The organism is Pseudomonas sp. 2995-3 (assembly GCF_002742565.1).
Classification (GTDB): domain Bacteria; phylum Pseudomonadota; class Gammaproteobacteria; order Pseudomonadales; family Pseudomonadaceae; genus Aquipseudomonas; species Aquipseudomonas edaphica.
Genome location: NZ_LJSB01000314.1, coordinates 108,969 through 124,186 on the forward strand (window position 1 = coordinate 108,969; position 15,218 = coordinate 124,186).

General features: G+C 57.1%; 13 protein-coding genes. 7 read left to right on the plus strand and 6 right to left on the minus strand.

Annotated elements, in window-relative coordinates; all coding sequences use genetic code 11:
• Position 1: 1 nt before the first annotated feature.
• Complete coding sequence (gene gmhB, locus AOA62_RS26440; protein WP_017135138.1) at positions 2-538, plus strand: D-glycero-beta-D-manno-heptose 1,7-bisphosphate 7-phosphatase; 537 nt, start codon at positions 2-4, stop codon at positions 536-538.
• An 82-nt stretch (positions 539-620) separates the two neighbouring features.
• Positions 621-1,391: a 1-acyl-sn-glycerol-3-phosphate acyltransferase gene (locus tag AOA62_RS26445; protein ID WP_017135137.1), complete on the plus strand. Its 771-nt coding sequence runs from the start codon at positions 621-623 to the stop codon at positions 1,389-1,391.
• Positions 1,392-1,572: 181 nt separating this feature from the next.
• Here AOA62_RS26445 and AOA62_RS26450 read toward each other — a convergent pair whose 3' ends face one another.
• On the minus strand, positions 1,573-3,852 hold the full coding sequence (locus AOA62_RS26450) for a CHASE2 domain-containing protein (RefSeq protein WP_099550197.1): 2,280 nt from the start codon (positions 3,850-3,852) through the stop codon (positions 1,573-1,575).
• Between the two features lie 3 nt (positions 3,853-3,855).
• Positions 3,856-4,785 (minus strand): FecR domain-containing protein, encoded by a 930-nt coding sequence (locus AOA62_RS26455; RefSeq protein WP_099550198.1) that lies wholly within the window; start codon positions 4,783-4,785, stop codon positions 3,856-3,858.
• A gap of 293 nt (positions 4,786-5,078) precedes the next feature.
• Between AOA62_RS26455 and AOA62_RS26460 the strand changes: the two genes are divergently transcribed.
• Positions 5,079-5,798: a response regulator transcription factor gene (locus AOA62_RS26460; protein WP_017135134.1), complete on the plus strand. Its 720-nt coding sequence runs from the start codon at positions 5,079-5,081 to the stop codon at positions 5,796-5,798.
• 104 nt (positions 5,799-5,902) lie between these two features.
• Here AOA62_RS26460 and gyrB read toward each other — a convergent pair whose 3' ends face one another.
• From gyrB to dnaA, 4 genes are read right to left on the minus strand one after another with little or no spacing between them, the layout of a single operon-like run.
• Positions 5,903-8,320: a DNA topoisomerase (ATP-hydrolyzing) subunit B gene (gene gyrB, locus AOA62_RS26465; RefSeq protein WP_099550199.1), complete on the minus strand. Its 2,418-nt coding sequence runs from the start codon at positions 8,318-8,320 to the stop codon at positions 5,903-5,905.
• Positions 8,321-8,324: 4 nt separating this feature from the next.
• Positions 8,325-9,428 (minus strand): DNA replication/repair protein RecF, encoded by a 1,104-nt coding sequence (recF, locus tag AOA62_RS26470; RefSeq protein ID WP_099488159.1) that lies wholly within the window; start codon positions 9,426-9,428, stop codon positions 8,325-8,327.
• 20 nt (positions 9,429-9,448) lie between these two features.
• Complete coding sequence (gene dnaN / locus AOA62_RS26475; protein WP_017135131.1) at positions 9,449-10,552, minus strand: DNA polymerase III subunit beta; 1,104 nt, start codon at positions 10,550-10,552, stop codon at positions 9,449-9,451.
• A 38-nt stretch (positions 10,553-10,590) separates the two neighbouring features.
• Complete coding sequence (gene dnaA / locus AOA62_RS26480; RefSeq protein WP_017135130.1) at positions 10,591-12,111, minus strand: chromosomal replication initiator protein DnaA; 1,521 nt, start codon at positions 12,109-12,111, stop codon at positions 10,591-10,593.
• Between the two features lie 586 nt (positions 12,112-12,697).
• Here dnaA and rpmH point away from each other — a divergent pair.
• The 4 genes from rpmH to yidC are packed head-to-tail and all read left to right on the plus strand — an operon-like array spanning position 12,698 to position 15,176.
• Complete coding sequence (gene rpmH / locus AOA62_RS26485; RefSeq protein WP_003213577.1) at positions 12,698-12,832, plus strand: 50S ribosomal protein L34; 135 nt, start codon at positions 12,698-12,700, stop codon at positions 12,830-12,832.
• 16 nt (positions 12,833-12,848) lie between these two features.
• Positions 12,849-13,253: a ribonuclease P protein component gene (rnpA, locus tag AOA62_RS26490; RefSeq protein ID WP_026013533.1), complete on the plus strand. Its 405-nt coding sequence runs from the start codon at positions 12,849-12,851 to the stop codon at positions 13,251-13,253.
• Positions 13,246-13,491: a membrane protein insertion efficiency factor YidD gene (gene yidD, locus AOA62_RS26495; protein WP_073636650.1), complete on the plus strand. Its 246-nt coding sequence runs from the start codon at positions 13,246-13,248 to the stop codon at positions 13,489-13,491. The genes rnpA and yidD overlap by 8 nt, the downstream gene beginning before the upstream one ends.
• A gap of 2 nt (positions 13,492-13,493) precedes the next feature.
• Positions 13,494-15,176 carry a membrane protein insertase YidC gene (gene yidC, locus AOA62_RS26500; protein WP_017135128.1) on the plus strand — a complete coding sequence of 561 codons (1,683 nt, stop codon included), beginning with the start codon at positions 13,494-13,496 and terminating at the stop codon, positions 15,174-15,176.
• Positions 15,177-15,218: the final 42 nt, after the last annotated feature.

Sequence of the window (15,218 nt, forward strand, 5' to 3'; positions counted from 1 at the left end):
CATGTTGAAACTGCTGATTCTCGATCGGGACGGGGTGATCAATTACGACTCCGACGCTTACATCAAGTCGGTGGCGGAATGGATTCCACTGCCCGGCTCGATCGAGGCCATCGCGCAGTTGAGCAAAGCCGGCTGGACGGTGGCCATCGCCACCAACCAGTCCGGCATCGCCCGCGGTTATTACGACATCGCCACCCTGGACGCCATGCACGCGCGTTTGCGCGCGTTAGTGGCCGAGCAGGGCGGTGAGGTGGGGCTGGTGGTGTACTGCCCCCACGGGCCGGATGAGGGCTGCGAGTGCCGCAAACCCAAGCCTGGCATGTTGAAAACCATTGCAGAACATTACAAGGTGCCGTTAGCTGGGCTATGGTTCGTCGGGGACAGCCTCGGTGACCTGGAGGCGGCCAAAGCCGTCGACTCTCAGCCAGTTTTGGTTAAGACCGGGAAAGGCGAAAAGACCCAGGCGAAAAACCTGCCGGTGGGCACTCTGATTTTTGACGATCTGGCGGCGGTTGCCGCAGAACTTATTAACAACTAGCCGCCCTCGACTTCCTGAACAAGGATCGCTCGGGAGTGTGCTTTTAGCAGGCGGGCCATGTCCCGCAACGGTAAATGCTGCCATGTCGATTTTGCAGGCCATCAGAACCTTCTTCTTTTACCTGCTGTTGGGCACCAGTTCGTTTCTGTGGTGCACCCTGAGCTTTTTTATCGCGCCGTTCCTGCCGTTCAAGGCGCGTTATCGCTTTATCAACGTTTATTGGTGCCGCTGTGCGTTGTGGCTGACCAAGGTATTCCTGGGCATCCGTTTCGAGATCAAGGGCGCTGAAAACGTCCCGGACCAGCCCTGCGTGATTCTGTCGAATCACCAGAGCACGTGGGAAACGTTCTTCCTGTCCGCATACTTCTCGCCTCTGAGCCAGGTGCTTAAGCGTGAGCTGCTGTACGTGCCGTTCTTCGGCTGGGCGATGGCCATGCTGCGGCCGATCGCCATCGACCGTGACAACCCCAAGGCGGCGCTCAAACACGTGGCCAAGAAGGGTGACGAGCTGCTCAAGGATGGTGTTTGGGTGCTGATCTTCCCGGAAGGTACGCGTGTGCCGTTTGGCACCGTGGGCAAGTTCTCACGCGGCGGTACTGCTTTGGCGGTCAACGCCCATCTGCCGGTGCTGCCGATTGCGCACAACGCCGGCAAATTCTGGCCGAAGACCGGTTGGGCCAAGCGTGAAGGCACTATCACTGTGGTCATTGGCGAGCCCATGTACGCCGAAGGTGAAGGGCCACGCGCCATCGCCGCACTCAATGACCGCGCACAGGCGTGGAATGAAGCGCAGCAACGGGCCATGGGTTCGCTGCCTCCAGAGCCGGTTGTAGTCGAGACACCTGCGATTTAGTGATCTGTGGATAACCTGTGTACGGTTTGTTGGCGAAATGGTGTTTTTGCCTCATAACAAGCTGATTTACTTACATATTTCCAAAGCTCATAAAATCGCGAAAAACGTGCATAAGTTTTTCCCGCATAAAAAAACCGGTCCTTGTGACCGGTTTTTTATGCACCGTGAAAAAGTACGTTTTTCAATCCTCGAGTAACGGCAGTTGCAGGCTGAAAGTCGAACCCTTACCCACCTCGCTTTCACACTGAATGCGACCGCCATGGCGCTCCACTACAGCTTTGACCATGGTCAACCCCAACCCCAAACCTTCACTGCCTTGGGCCGAATCGAAGCGTCGGTATTGGCTGAATAGCTCGGGCAAATCCTCTGGCGCAATACCGGGTCCTTGATCGCTGATGCGGCATTCCAGCCATCCTTGCGCGCTGCCGTGGCTCAAGGTGACGGTAGTACCGGAAGGGGAATACTTGATCGCATTCTCCAGCACGTTGAACAACGCTCGGGTCAGCAGCGATTGATCGGCGTACACCATGCCTTCATCGGCTTCGTCCAGATCATGAACCAGGTGGATGCCTTTAAGTTGGCCAATGACCGCCACTTGATCGAAAGCATCCATGACCAGCATGGCAAACAGCGTGGGCTGAAACTGGTAGCCATCGGCCTCAGCTTTGGCCAGTTGTACGAAGGATTCAGTCAGGCTCAGCGCGCGCCTGACCTGTTGCTCGATCTGAGCAAACACCGGCGACTCACCGCCATGCACATCCAGCAGCGCCAGGATCGCCGAGTGTGGCGCACGCAGGTCATGGGACAGGAAGCGCAGCATGGTTTCGCGGTGCTGCTGCGCTTCGCGCTCTTTGCTCAAGTCTGTGAGGCTCATCAGCCAGCCGAGGGCGACGTCGCCTTCAGCCGGCAGCAAAGGGGCAAGCTCAATGCGCAGGCTGCGCTGATGGATATCGCGAAACTCAACGAGTTCCAACGCTGAGAGAGCAGGGCGCACGCCATTGTGCAGCGGCGGATAACCCAGGTCGCCGAGTTGTTCGAGGAGGTTTTGGTTGACCAACTCATTACTGAACACCTCACGTGCAATCCGGTTGGCCAGCAGGATGCTGCCTTTGGGGTCGGTAATCAGCGTCGCCACCGGCAGGCACTCCAGACCGTCGGCCATAAACCGCCGGGTATCGCGTGTACGGCTTACCGCTTGTTCCAGGGCAAAGATCCGCGCTTGCAGCACATCGCCCTTGCTCGCGGGCGCACGACGACGCTCGGGCAGTACTTTGGGTTCGTTATCCAGCCGCGCAAGCTCCCAGCCGAAGTAGGCCAGGATCACGCTGAGGCGCCGCCAATTCCATATCAGGTAGCTGAGCAGCAAACCAATCAGGCACGCGGCCGGTGACCACCAGTGGCCCTGGCGCAGCAACACCCACGCGCCGAGCAATGCGGTGGCCATGCAGCCCAGGGTCATCCAGAGCGCGTAGCGTGGGCGATACAACAACAGGCCCAGTAACAATGCCACCCAGGCAGTCGCCATCAAGGCCGACACCGCGCCGGGTAGATCAACGATGCTGCGCCCTTGCAGCAGGCCGTTGAGCACGTTGGCCTGGATCTCAACACCCGCCGTGGTGCCGACAGTCGAGGAGAGTGGGGTGACGAAACGATCGCCCATGCCGGACGCAGTGGCGCCTACCAGAATAAGCCGACCCCGCAGCCGTTCAGGTTCGACCTCACCGCGTATAACGCTGGCGTAGGAGACCGTAGGAAAGCGGGTGTCGGCAGCGATGAACGGGATCCGAATGGCGTGCTCCCGGTGCCAGGACGGGTTAATCGGTTGCTGGGGTTCCCCTGGCATCTCAGAGGCCTGGCCGCTCAATGCATAGGCCACCCACGCCAACTGCGGCGTGGTGTCACCGGGTGGGCCTTCACGCATAAACAGGCTGCGCACCACGCCGTCACTGTCGGCTTCAACATTGATATGCCCGAGACCTTTAGCACACTTGAGCAGCGGCAACATTTGCGCGTCCGGCGTGCTGTAGTTCGCCGCTTCCTCACGCAGCAACGGCAGTACCACGTTGCCGGCGTTGCACACGGCGGCTGCGAGGCGTTGGTCGTTGGCAGGCACACCGGGCTCACTGAAGATCACATCGAAGAGGATGGCCGCTGGCTGCGCGGCGCTCAGGCGGTCGATCAGGTCGGCGTGCAAACTGCGCGGCCAGGGCCAGCGACCCAACTCTTTCAGGCTAGGATCGTCAATGGTCACCAGCACGATGCGCGGGTCTACCGGCAACGGCGCCAGGCGCCTGAGGCTGTCATACAGCGGGTTGTTCAGCGCCAGGCCCGGGCTCAACGAGAGGTAGGCCGTCATTGGCAATAACAGCAAACCTATCCACAACCACTCGCGCACCAGGCCGTGGAACAAGCGCTGGGCATGAGTGGGCTGGCGTTTCTCGGCCTTGTGCCAAAGCATCATGGGTTAACCATCGCTGGCCTGTACCTGAGTGGCGGGTGGGTAATAGAAGATGTCATAGACCCCGGTTTCTCCCTCCAGGCCCAGCGCGTCGTAGGCGGACAAACGCACGTGGTAAAACGATGCTTTGAGCCCAGTGAAGCGCATTTTCGGCTCACTGGAAAAGTTTTCCTGCTTGATGTTCATAAAGGCTGAGTCGGTCGCGACTTGGGCGCGGTAGCGCTGTGCACCGGGTAATGGCCGCAGGTACAGGCTCCAGACTGGCGACTGACCTTTTTGGCCGTCCTGGCCGATTAATACAGGCGCGGGCAAAAGCGCCACGGGCTTGAGTTCACCTTGTTGTCTGATCAGCAGACCTTGGCGTGCGTCCACCTTCACTTCGGCTGCGGCGTTGCTTGCTGCACGGTTAACCGCTACCTGGCCATTCAGCACCTCCAGCACGGATTGCTCGCCGTCATTGCGCACGCGAAAGTGCGTGCCACGCACGCCCAGAACGCCGACGGGCGTCACGATCTGAAAACGGTCGTAGTCACTGGCCCGTTTGATCACATAGGTCTCGACCTGGCCCTGTTCCAGAATGACCTGGGGAATCGCCTGTTTTTCCACCCAGTGCAGCCGCACCTGTGAACTGGAGGGCAGCACCACACTGGAACCATCACCCAGGCGCAGGCTGACGAAAGCCGATGTCGAAGTCTTCACGCCTTCTTGCTCATCAATGCTCATCCCTTCCAGTAGATGCTGCGCCCCGCCTTTGGCATCGAGCTTCCAGGCTTCACCCGTCAAATGCTGCACAACTGCTGGCAACGGGTGCGCACGGCACAGGAACGGCTCGTCAATATAAGCAGGGCGATAGGGCGTTGCAGCCTGGGCTGTACTGATGACCAGGGCCAGTAACGCGGGTAGGGCACAGCATAATCGATAGGCAGAACAGGTCATGGAGCTCATCACCCGAGTAGTTTCAGACGGCATCTGACCTCAGCACATACAGGTCTACGGCAGCGCATGTGTCGGCTGATCCTTTTCCTCAAGGGTAGGAGCCGGTATCTTTCGCCTGGTAGGTACGCAAGACTTTAAACGGGTTTACGGCCCTTTGATATCAGCGTACCGATAGATCCTGTGAGCATTGAGTCTGGCCATAATTATTCAGATTCAACCACAGGCATCTGTGCATTACCTACGCGATTGAACAGACCGTCGGCTGTCGTATTTTTTGTAGAAAGGACCCACCCATGCGTGTCGCAATACTGGACGACGAACCCGCTGAATTGCGTCGGGTTGAACAGACGCTGCGACAGATCCCCAGCACCGCAGAGCAACCCTGGTCCCTGCATTTCTTCGAACGCGGTGAAGACCTGCTGCGCCAACTGCGCCGCGAAACCTTTGACCTGTTGATCCTCGACTGGCAACTGCCGGACATCACAGGCATCGCATTGTTGCGCTGGACCCGCGAGCACATGGACTCACCACCCGCCGTAATCATGTTGACCAGCCGCGATGCCGAGAGCGATATCGTCACCGCACTCAACAGCGGGGCGGATGATTACGTCAGCAAGCCGTTTCGGCCAAACGAACTCAAGGCTCGGGTCAACGCCGTGCTACGCCGCCATGGGCTGCAAAAGCCAGCGACTAATGAGGTGCAGAGTTTCAACGACCTGACCTTTGATGATGCCGAACTGACGGTGACGCGCGCGGGTAAGCCGATCAATCTCACTGAGCGTGAATACCGCCTGGCCAGTTGCTTGTTCGCCAACCTGGCTCGGCCACTGTCTCGGGAATACCTGTATGAGCGGTTTTGGAGCCATGAAGAAATGGTCTCCTCACGGCCACTGGATACACATATTTATCGGCTGCGTAACAAGCTGGGGCTGACCGCCGACCGGGGTTGGCAGCTGCTGACCATCTACGGGTACGGCTATCGGTTGGAGAGTGTGGCGGCTGCCCAAGGTTAAAAACGCTGATGTTCCACGTGGAGCAATTGTAAAACGCTTAAGTTTCACCCAATAAAAAAGGCCAACGCTTAGCGTTGGCCTTTTTGTTTTAGCGGGTAGCCTGATCAGAAGTCCAGGTTGGACACCGCCAAGGCGTTGCTCTCGATGAAGTCACGGCGAGGCTCGACCGCATCACCCATCAGGGTGTTGAAGATCTGGTCTGCGCCAATGGCGTCTTCGATGGTCACGCGCAGCATGCGACGCTGAGCAGGATCCATGGTGGTTTCCCACAGTTGATCCGGGTTCATCTCGCCCAGACCTTTGTATCGCTGGATGGTGTGGCGCTTGGTGCTTTCAGCCATCAACCAGTCCAGGGCTTCCTTGAACTCCTTGACCGCTTTCTTACGCTCGCCACGCTGGATGTAAGCACCGTCGTCCAACAGGGTGCTCAATTGCGCGCCGAGGGTAACCACGGTCTTGTAGTCGTTGCTGCCGAAGAAGTCGCGGTTGAAGGTGACGTAGTTCGACAGGCCGTGGGAGATCAGTTCAACCTCCGGCAGCCACACGTTACGTTCACGGTCTTCACGCAAGCTGGCTTTGTAAACCAGGCCAGACTTCTCGACGGTGCGCAGACGTACTTCGTACTGAGCCAGCCAATTCTGCATGTGGGCGTGATCGCCCAACTGCTCCAGGCTCACGGAAGGCAGGTAGATGAAGTGCTCGGTCAGCTCCTGAGGGTACAGGCGCGACAGACGCTTGAGGGTCTTCATTACCATGCGGAAGTCGTTAACCAAACGCTCCAGCGCCTCACCGGAAATGCCCGGGGCTTCGTCGTTCAAGTGCAGGCTGGCATCTTCCAGGGCCGACTGCGTCATGTACTCTTCCATGGCGTCGTCGTCTTTGATGTACTGCTCTTGCTTGCCCTTTTTCACTTTGTACAACGGCGGCTGAGCGATGTAGATGTAGCCACGCTCGATCAGCTCCGGCAACTGACGGAAGAAGAAGGTCAGCAGCAGGGTACGGATGTGCGAACCGTCGACGTCAGCATCGGTCATGATGATGATGTTGTGGTAACGCAGTTTGTCGATGTTGTACTCATCGCGGCCAATACCGCAGCCCAACGCCGTGATCAAGGTGCCGACTTCCTGAGAGGAAATCATCTTGTCGAAGCGGGCCTTCTCGACGTTGAGGATCTTACCCTTCAACGGCAGGATAGCCTGGGTGCGACGGTTACGACCCTGCTTGGCGGAACCGCCAGCAGAGTCACCTTCCACCAGGTACAGTTCGGAGAGGGCAGGGTCCTTCTCCTGGCAGTCAGCCAGTTTGCCCGGCAGGCCGGCGATATCCAACGCGCCTTTACGGCGGGTCATCTCACGGGCTTTACGCGCCGCTTCACGGGCACGCGCCGCGTCGATCATCTTGCCGACGACCAGCTTGGCTTCGTTCGGGTTTTCCAGCAGGAAGTCGGAGAAGTACTTGCCCATCTCCTGTTCCACTGCGGTCTTCACTTCGGAAGACACCAGCTTGTCTTTGGTCTGGGAGCTGAACTTTGGATCCGGCACTTTCACCGAGATAATCGCCGTCAGGCCTTCACGCGCATCGTCACCGGTAGTGGCCACTTTGTGCTTCTTGGCCAAGCCTTCCGCTTCGATGTAGGTGTTCAGGTTACGCGTCAGTGCGGAACGGAAACCCACCAAGTGAGTACCGCCGTCGCGCTGTGGAATGTTGTTGGTGAAGCACAACAGGTTCTCGTTGAAGCTGTCGTTCCACTGCAGGGCGATTTCAACGCCGATGCCGTCTTCACGCTGGATGTTGAAGTGGAACACCTGGTTGACCGCAGTCTTGTTGGTGTTCAGGTATTCAACGAACGCACGCAAGCCGCCTTCGTACTTGAACAACTCTTCCTTGCCGCTGCGCTCGTCCTTGAGGATGATACCCACACCGGAGTTAAGGAACGACAGTTCACGAATACGCTTGGCCAGGATGTCCCAGCTGAAGTGGATATTCTTGAAGGTTTCTGCCGAAGGCTTGAAATGGATCTGCGTACCGGTGGATTCACTGTCACCAACGATTTTCATCGGTTCTTGTGGAACACCATGCACGTAGGTCTGTTCCCAGATCTTGCCGCTACGGCGAACAGTCAGGATAAGCTCTTCGGACAGAGCGTTCACCACCGACACACCTACACCGTGCAAACCGCCGGAGACTTTATAGGAGTTGTCGTCGAACTTACCGCCGGCGTGAAGCACGGTCATGATGACCTCTGCCGCCGATACGCCTTCTTCTTTGTGCACATCGACCGGAATACCGCGACCGTTGTCGCGCACGGTGATGGACTCATCCGGGTGGATGATAATGCTGATGTCGTCGCAGTGACCGGCCAAAGCTTCGTCGATGGAGTTGTCGACCACCTCGAACACCATGTGGTGCAGACCGCTACCATCATCGGTGTCGCCGATGTACATACCGGGACGTTTGCGTACGGCATCCAAACCTTTCAGCACTTTAATGCTGGTCGAGTCGTACGTGTTTTCTTCGCTCATGCCTTCACTCCCGATGGTCGTGGGTCTGGGTGATACGGCCCTGTTCCACGTGGAACAAAGCGACTGGCGTTTCCGTCTGCCAGCCTTCCCTCAATAATTCGTGGTCTACACAGGTGATAAACACCTGGCAGCGTAAGTCTTCCAACAAGCGGCATAACGCGCGGCGGTGCTGCTCGTCGAGTTCGGACGGCAAGTCATCCACCAGATAAATACACTGACCGCGCCGGGCTTGGCTAACCAAATGCCCTTGGGCAATACGCAGTGCACACACCACCAACTTTTGCTGACCGCGGGACAAAATATCCGCGGCATTGTGTGCGCCTAATCTAAGGCGCAAGTCAGCACGTTGTGGGCCTGCCTGGGTATGGCCAATTTGCTGATCCCGCTGCAAGGACGTGGCGAGCACTGCGCTCAGCTCACGTTCTTTATCCCAACCACGGTAGTAGCTCAGCGTCAGGCCCTCGAGATCCAACAACTCACTCAAGGTCTGCTCAAAGACTGGTTTCAAGGCTTTGATATAGGCGCGGCGGTATTCATCTATTTCGTCACTGGCCAGGCACAGTTCCCGGTCCCAGGCCGCTTGCGAAGCGGCGTCAAGTGTACCATGCCGCAGCCATGAGTTCCGCTGCCGCAGGGCCTTCTGCAGGCGCTGCCAAGTGGCCATGAAGCGCGGTTCCACGTGGAACACTCCCCAATCGAGGAACTGCCTGCGGATTTTCGGTGCACCTTCCAAAAGGCGAAAGCTGTCTGGGTTGATCAGCTGCAGCGGCAGAATTTCTGCCAACTGTGCAGCACTGCGAGCATTTTGCCCGTCAATGCGAATCTGGAAATCACCGCCGCGATCTCGAGATATCCCCAGGGCGCTGTGCCCACCTTCTGCCAGTTCAACCTGGCCAAACACGGTGCAAGCCAGTTGTTCGTATTGAATCACCGGCAACAAGCGAGCACTACGAAAGGAACGGGCAAGCCCAAGCAAATGGACGGCTTCCAGCACGCTGGTTTTGCCGCTGCCGTTGGCGCCGTAAAGGATATTGATGCGGGGGGAGGGGGAGAAGGTCACCGGGTGCAGATTGCGCACCGCGGTGACCGAGACGCGACTGAGGGACATCTAGCTTCTGCTGAGCATGATTACAGGCGCATCGGCATAACAACGTAAGCCGAGTCGTCGTTGTCGGATTCTTGCACCAGGGCACTGCTGTTGGAGTCCGACAGAATCAGGCGAACCTGCTCGGTGGTCATCACGCCCAGTACGTCCAGCAGGTAGCTCACGTTAAAGCCGATCTCCAGCGAGCCGCCATTGTAGTCAACGCCGACTTCTTCTTCCGCTTCTTCCTGCTCCGGGTTATTGGCCTGGATCTTCAGCTGACCGTTGGCCAGTTGCAGACGAATACCACGGTACTTTTCGTTAGACAGAATCGCGGTACGGCTGAACGCTTCACGCAGCGCCTGACGATCGCCGATCACCAGCTTGTCGCCACCTTTTGGCAGCACACGCTCGTAATCCGGGAATTTGCCGTCAACCAGCTTGGACGTGAAGGTGAATTCGCCGGTGGTGGCGCGGATGTGGTGCTGACCCAGGACGATGCTGACATTGCCATCCGGCTCGGTGAGCAGACGCGCCAGTTCCAGGATACCTTTACGCGGCACGATGACCTGGTGACGGTCCGGCTGGCCGATGTCAGCACGCATCGAGCACATGGCCAGGCGGTGACCGTCGGTAGCCACTGCACGGATAACGCCTTCAGCGACCTCCAGCAACATGCCGTTGAGGTAGTAACGCACGTCCTGCTGGGCCATGGCGAAGCTGGTGCGCTCGATCAAACGGCGCAGCTTGCTTTGGTCCAGGCTGCAGGTCAGCGAACCTGGGCCTTCTTCGACGGTAGGGAAGTCATTGGCTGGCAAGGTCGATAGCGTGAAACGGCTGCGACCGGCCTTGACCACCAACTTCTGCTCATCAACCTTGATGTCGATCAGCGCATCGTTGGGCAGGCTCTTGCAGATGTCCATCAGCTTACGCGCCGGCACAGTGATTTCGCCGGGCTCAGCCGGTTCTTCCAGCTGCACACGACCCACCAGTTCGACTTCCAGGTCGGTACCGGTCAAGGACAATTGCTGGCCTTCGACCACCAGCAATACGTTGGAAAGCACCGGCAAGGTCTGTCGGCGCTCGACGACGCCTGCGACCAGTTGCAGGGGTTTCAACAGGGCTTCGCGTTGAATGGTGAAATGCATGGTCTAGTCCCTTGCCTTAATAAGCTGCGCTGGTGTCATCAGGTAGTCAGTGTACGCAGCAGGTTCTTGTAGTCCTCGCGAATATCCGCGTCGGATTCCTTAAGTTCATTGATCTTGCGGCACGCGTGCAAGACCGTGGTGTGGTCGCGACCGCCAAACACATCACCGATTTCCGGCAGGCTGTGGTTGGTCAGCTCTTTGGAGAGCGCCATCGCCACCTGACGTGGACGTGCCACCGAGCGCGAACGGCGCTTGGACAGCAGGTCTGAAATCTTGATCTTGTAGTACTCAGCCACGGTGCGCTGAATGTTATCCACACTCACCAGCTTGTCTTGCAGAGCCAACAGGTCTTTCAGGGATTCGCGAATCAACTCGATGGTGATGTCGCGGCCCATAAAGTGCGAGTGTGCAATGACCCGCTTGAGCGCGCCTTCCAACTCACGCACGTTGGAACGAATGCGTTGGGCGATAAAGAAAGCTGCATCGTGGGGCAGGTCGACTTTTGCCTGGTCGGCCTTTTTCATCAGGATCGCCACACGGGTTTCCAGCTCCGGCGGTTCTACCGCAACGGTCAGGCCCCAGCCAAAGCGTGACTTCAAGCGTTCTTCCAGGCCTTCGATTTCCTTCGGGTAACGGTCACTGGTCAGGATGACCTGTTGGCCGCCTTCGAGCAGCGCGTTGAAGGTGTGGAAAAACTCTTCCTGGGAACGTTCCTTGCGAGCGAAAAATTGAATGTCATCGATCAGCAAAGCGTCCACAGAACGGTAGAAACGCTTGAATTCGTTGATTGCGTTGAGCTGCAAGGCCTTGACCATGTCAGCCACGAAGCGCTCCGAGTGCAGGTACACAACCTTGGCATTCGGGTTCTTCTTTAATAGATGGTTACCCACAGCATGCATCAAGTGGGTCTTACCCAAGCCAACGCCACCATAAAGGAAGAGCGGGTTGTAACCATGCTTGGGGTTATCGGCAACCTGCCAGGCGGCCGCGCGGGCCAACTGGTTGGATTTACCTTCGACGAAGTTCTCAAAGGTAAAGGTGCGGTTCAGGTAACTGGTGTGCTTGAGCGCACCTTCCACCTGCACGGTGCGCTGCTCAGCGCGAACCGGTGCTTGTTGGGAGCTGGCGCCGGCCATCGGGTCAAAGCTGTCACGCGACGGTTCTTCATTTATAGGCGCGTTTTTCTGCGACGAGGATTTCGAAGGCGCCTGGGCCACGGGCGCCGGCGAGTTATTAACAGGTGCCGGTGCTGCTTGGGCTTGCGACGCAGCAGCAGCCAGCGGCGCATTCGGCGCAGCGCGAGGTGCAGAGCTGCGTTTGCTGCCTATTAATAAGGAAAGCACGGGCGCGATGCCGTTGCCGTGTTCATCGAGCAATTCGAGAACGCGGCTCAGGTATTTTTCGTTGACCCAGTCGAGAACAAAACGATTCGGCGCGTAGACACGCAACTCGTCGCCTTCGGCTTCGACCTGTAGCGGACGGATCCAGGTGTTGAATTGCTGGGCAGGCAGCTCTTCGCGCAAAAGCTCCACGCACTGCTGCCAAAGTTCCACTGACACGGATATCCCCTAAGTTGAAAGCCGGTGAGGCAAAAACAGCCGCCATTGTAGCGGCCAGACGCCCACTTATCCACATGTAGGTTGCTCACAGAGCAGCCAAAATCAACGTGTTAAGTGCAAAAAAGCCGACCAATGGTCTGTGCATAAGCTCTGTGGATAAGCGCACCTAAGCTCGTTGCACAAGTGGGGTCGAAAGTCTGTGGGTAACTGGCCTGTGGATAACAACCCATTCCACCCACAGCTTATCCGACAGCGCAGCACAGGCAGAGCACCGTTTTCCCCCGTACTTGTCATTCTCTGTACAGCAGGTGGAATATGGCCTCAAGGCAGTTATCCACAGATGATCGCCTGCCTAGCTTTTATAAGCTTTACAGAAAAGCTTTAAATAACTTCCTTCTTTATTTTTATATCTATGGCATTGCTCGTGAAAGCCCGGCGGACAGAAAAGGACCGATTACCTGTAGAAGATCTAATTGAAGGAAAAGCTGGTTGGAAATTGACCTAGAGGCTTGCTTTCTCTAGAATCGCCGGTCTCTTAAAACGGGGGCCATTCCGGCCCGTTGTGGACGAACCAGGTAACAACGCCATGAAACGTACTTTCCAACCAAGCACCATCAAACGCGCCCGTACTCACGGCTTCCGTGCTCGCATGGCTACCAAGAACGGCCGTGCTGTCCTGTCGCGTCGCCGCGCCAAAGGTCGTGCGCGTCTGGCAGTTTGATAATCCGGTACTGGTGGTGAGTCAGGACTTCAGTCGGGAAAAGCGTCTGCTAACCCCCCGGCATTTCAAGGCAGTCTTTGACTCCCCCACCGGCAAGGTTCCGGGGAAAAATCTCCTGCTCCTTGCGCGTAACAACGATCTGGATCACCCCCGTCTCGGGTTGGTGATCGGCAAGAAGAGCGTAAAGCTCTCCGTTGAGCGCAATCGCCTCAAGCGTCTGATGCGCGAATCGTTTCGCCTCCACCAGGACACTCTGGTTGGTTGGGATATTGTTATCGTCGCGCGCAAAGGCTTGGGGGATGTAGAAAACCCCGAATTGATTCAGCATTTCGGCAAGCTCTGGAAACGTTTGGCGCGTACCAACAAGCCAGCACCAGCAGTCAGCACCGAAACTGTAGGGGTAGACAGCACCAATGCGTAAACTGGCACTCGTTCCGATCCAGTTTTACCGTTATGCCATTAGTCCTCTGATGGCCGACCACTGTCGTTTCTACCCCAGTTGTTCCTGCTACGCGTTAGAGGCCATAGAAAATCATGGTCTTCTGCGCGGTGGCTGGCTGGCCTTTCGTCGTTTAGGCCGCTGTCATCCGTGGAATCCCGGTGGTTTCGACCCGGTTCCACCTATCCCTACCTCCCGTTCTTCTTCGATGGCCGAGTAATCATGGATATTAAACGCACGATCCTGATCGTCGCCCTGGCAATCGTGTCCTACGTCATGGTTCTTAAGTGGAACCAGGACTACGGCCAGGCTGCCCTGCCGACTCAGAATGTTGCTACCAATCAGGCTGCGCCGGCTATTCCGGACACCCCGCTGGGTAACAATGCGTCCGCGAGTGCCGATGTTCCCAGCGCGAATGGCGAGACAAGCGCCCCTCTAGAAACGCCAGTGGTCACCAATAAAGACCTCATCCACGTGAAAACGGATGTGCTCGACCTGGCTATCGACCCACAAGGTGGTGATATCGCGCAGTTGAAACTGCCGCTGTATCCACGTCGCCAAGACCATCCAGATGTTCCGTTCCAACTGTTCGATAACGGTGGTGAACGTACTTATCTGGCGCAAAGCGGCCTGACCGGCACTGACGGTCCTGATGCTCGTGCTACCGGTCGTCCGGTTTATTCGACCGAACAGAAGACTTATCAACTGGCTGATGGCCAGAACCAGTTGAATGTCGACCTGAAATTCAGCCTCGACGGCGTCAACTACATCAAGCGTTTCAGCTTCACCCGTGGTTTGTACGACTTGAAGGTCACTTACCTGATCGACAACGAAAGCGCCAAGCCATGGACGGGCAACCTGTTTGCCCAGCTCAAGCGTGACAACAGCGCCGATCCTTCTTCCAGCACCGCCACCGGCACTGCGACTTACCTGGGTGCCGCCCTGTGGACAAGTAGCGAGCCGTACAAAAAAGTGTCGATGAAAGATATCGACAAGGGCGCGCTGAAAGAAACCGTCCAAGGTGGCTGGGTTGCCTGGTTGCAACACTACTTCGTGACCGCATGGATCCCGAACAAGGGTGAAGCCAACCTGGTTCAAACCCGCAAAGACAGCCAAGGCAACTACATCATTGGTTTTACTGGCCCGGCGTTGACCGTCGCTCCAGGTGCCAAGGCTGAAACCAGCACTACCCTGTACGCCGGCCCGAAAAGCCAGGCTGTGCTCAAAGAGTTGTCCCCAGGTCTGGAACTGACTGTGGATTACGGCATTCTGTGGTTCATTGCCCAGCCTATTTTCTGGCTGCTGCAACATATCCACAGCATTGTGGGTAACTGGGGCTTCTCGATCATCTTCCTGACCATGCTGATCAAAGGGATTTTCTTCCCTCTGTCGGCAGCCAGCTATAAGTCGATGGCGCGCATGCGTGCCGTTGCGCCGAAACTGGCCGCTCTGAAAGAGCAACATGGTGACGACCGGCAGAAAATGTCGCAGGCCATGATGGAGCTGTACAAGAAAGAGAAGATCAACCCGCTGGGTGGTTGCTTGCCGATTCTGGTGCAGATGCCGGTATTCCTGTCGCTGTACTGGGTTCTCCTGGAAAGCGTCGAAATGCGCCAGGCACCGTTCATTCTGTGGATAACTGACCTGTCGATTAAAGACCCGTTCTTTATTCTGCCGATCATCATGGGCGCGACCATGTTTATCCAGCAGCGTCTGAACCCGACTCCGCCGGACCCGATGCAGGCCAAGGTCATGAAGATGATGCCAATCATCTTCACCTTCTTCTTCCTGTGGTTCCCAGCCGGTCTGGTGCTGTACTGGGTGGTCAACAACGTGTTGTCGATCTCTCAACAGTGGTACATCACACGTAAAATCGAAGCGGCTACCAAAAAAGCTGCGGCGTAATTTACTCTGTCGATAACCACTCAAGACGCCCCCTAGTGGGGC

Bases quoted from the DNA above. Each gene is read 5' to 3' on its own strand.
- gmhB (WP_017135138.1), top strand. From the start codon at position 2: ATGTTGAAACTGCTGATTCTCGATCGGGACGGGGTGATCAATTACGAC.
- AOA62_RS26445 (WP_017135137.1), top strand. From the start codon at position 621: ATGTCGATTTTGCAGGCCATCAGAACCTTCTTCTTTTACCTGCTGTTG.
- AOA62_RS26450 (WP_099550197.1), bottom strand. From the start codon at position 3,852: ATGATGCTTTGGCACAAGGCCGAGAAACGCCAGCCCACTCATGCCCAG.
- AOA62_RS26455 (WP_099550198.1), bottom strand. From the start codon at position 4,785: ATGACCTGTTCTGCCTATCGATTATGCTGTGCCCTACCCGCGTTACTG.
- AOA62_RS26460 (WP_017135134.1), top strand. From the start codon at position 5,079: ATGCGTGTCGCAATACTGGACGACGAACCCGCTGAATTGCGTCGGGTT.
- gyrB (WP_099550199.1), bottom strand. From the start codon at position 8,320: ATGAGCGAAGAAAACACGTACGACTCGACCAGCATTAAAGTGCTGAAA.
- recF (WP_099488159.1), bottom strand. From the start codon at position 9,428: ATGTCCCTCAGTCGCGTCTCGGTCACCGCGGTGCGCAATCTGCACCCG.
- dnaN (WP_017135131.1), bottom strand. From the start codon at position 10,552: ATGCATTTCACCATTCAACGCGAAGCCCTGTTGAAACCCCTGCAACTG.
- rpmH (WP_003213577.1), top strand. From the start codon at position 12,698: ATGAAACGTACTTTCCAACCAAGCACCATCAAACGCGCCCGTACTCAC.
- yidD (WP_073636650.1), top strand. From the start codon at position 13,246: ATGCGTAAACTGGCACTCGTTCCGATCCAGTTTTACCGTTATGCCATT.
- yidC (WP_017135128.1), top strand. From the start codon at position 13,494: ATGGATATTAAACGCACGATCCTGATCGTCGCCCTGGCAATCGTGTCC.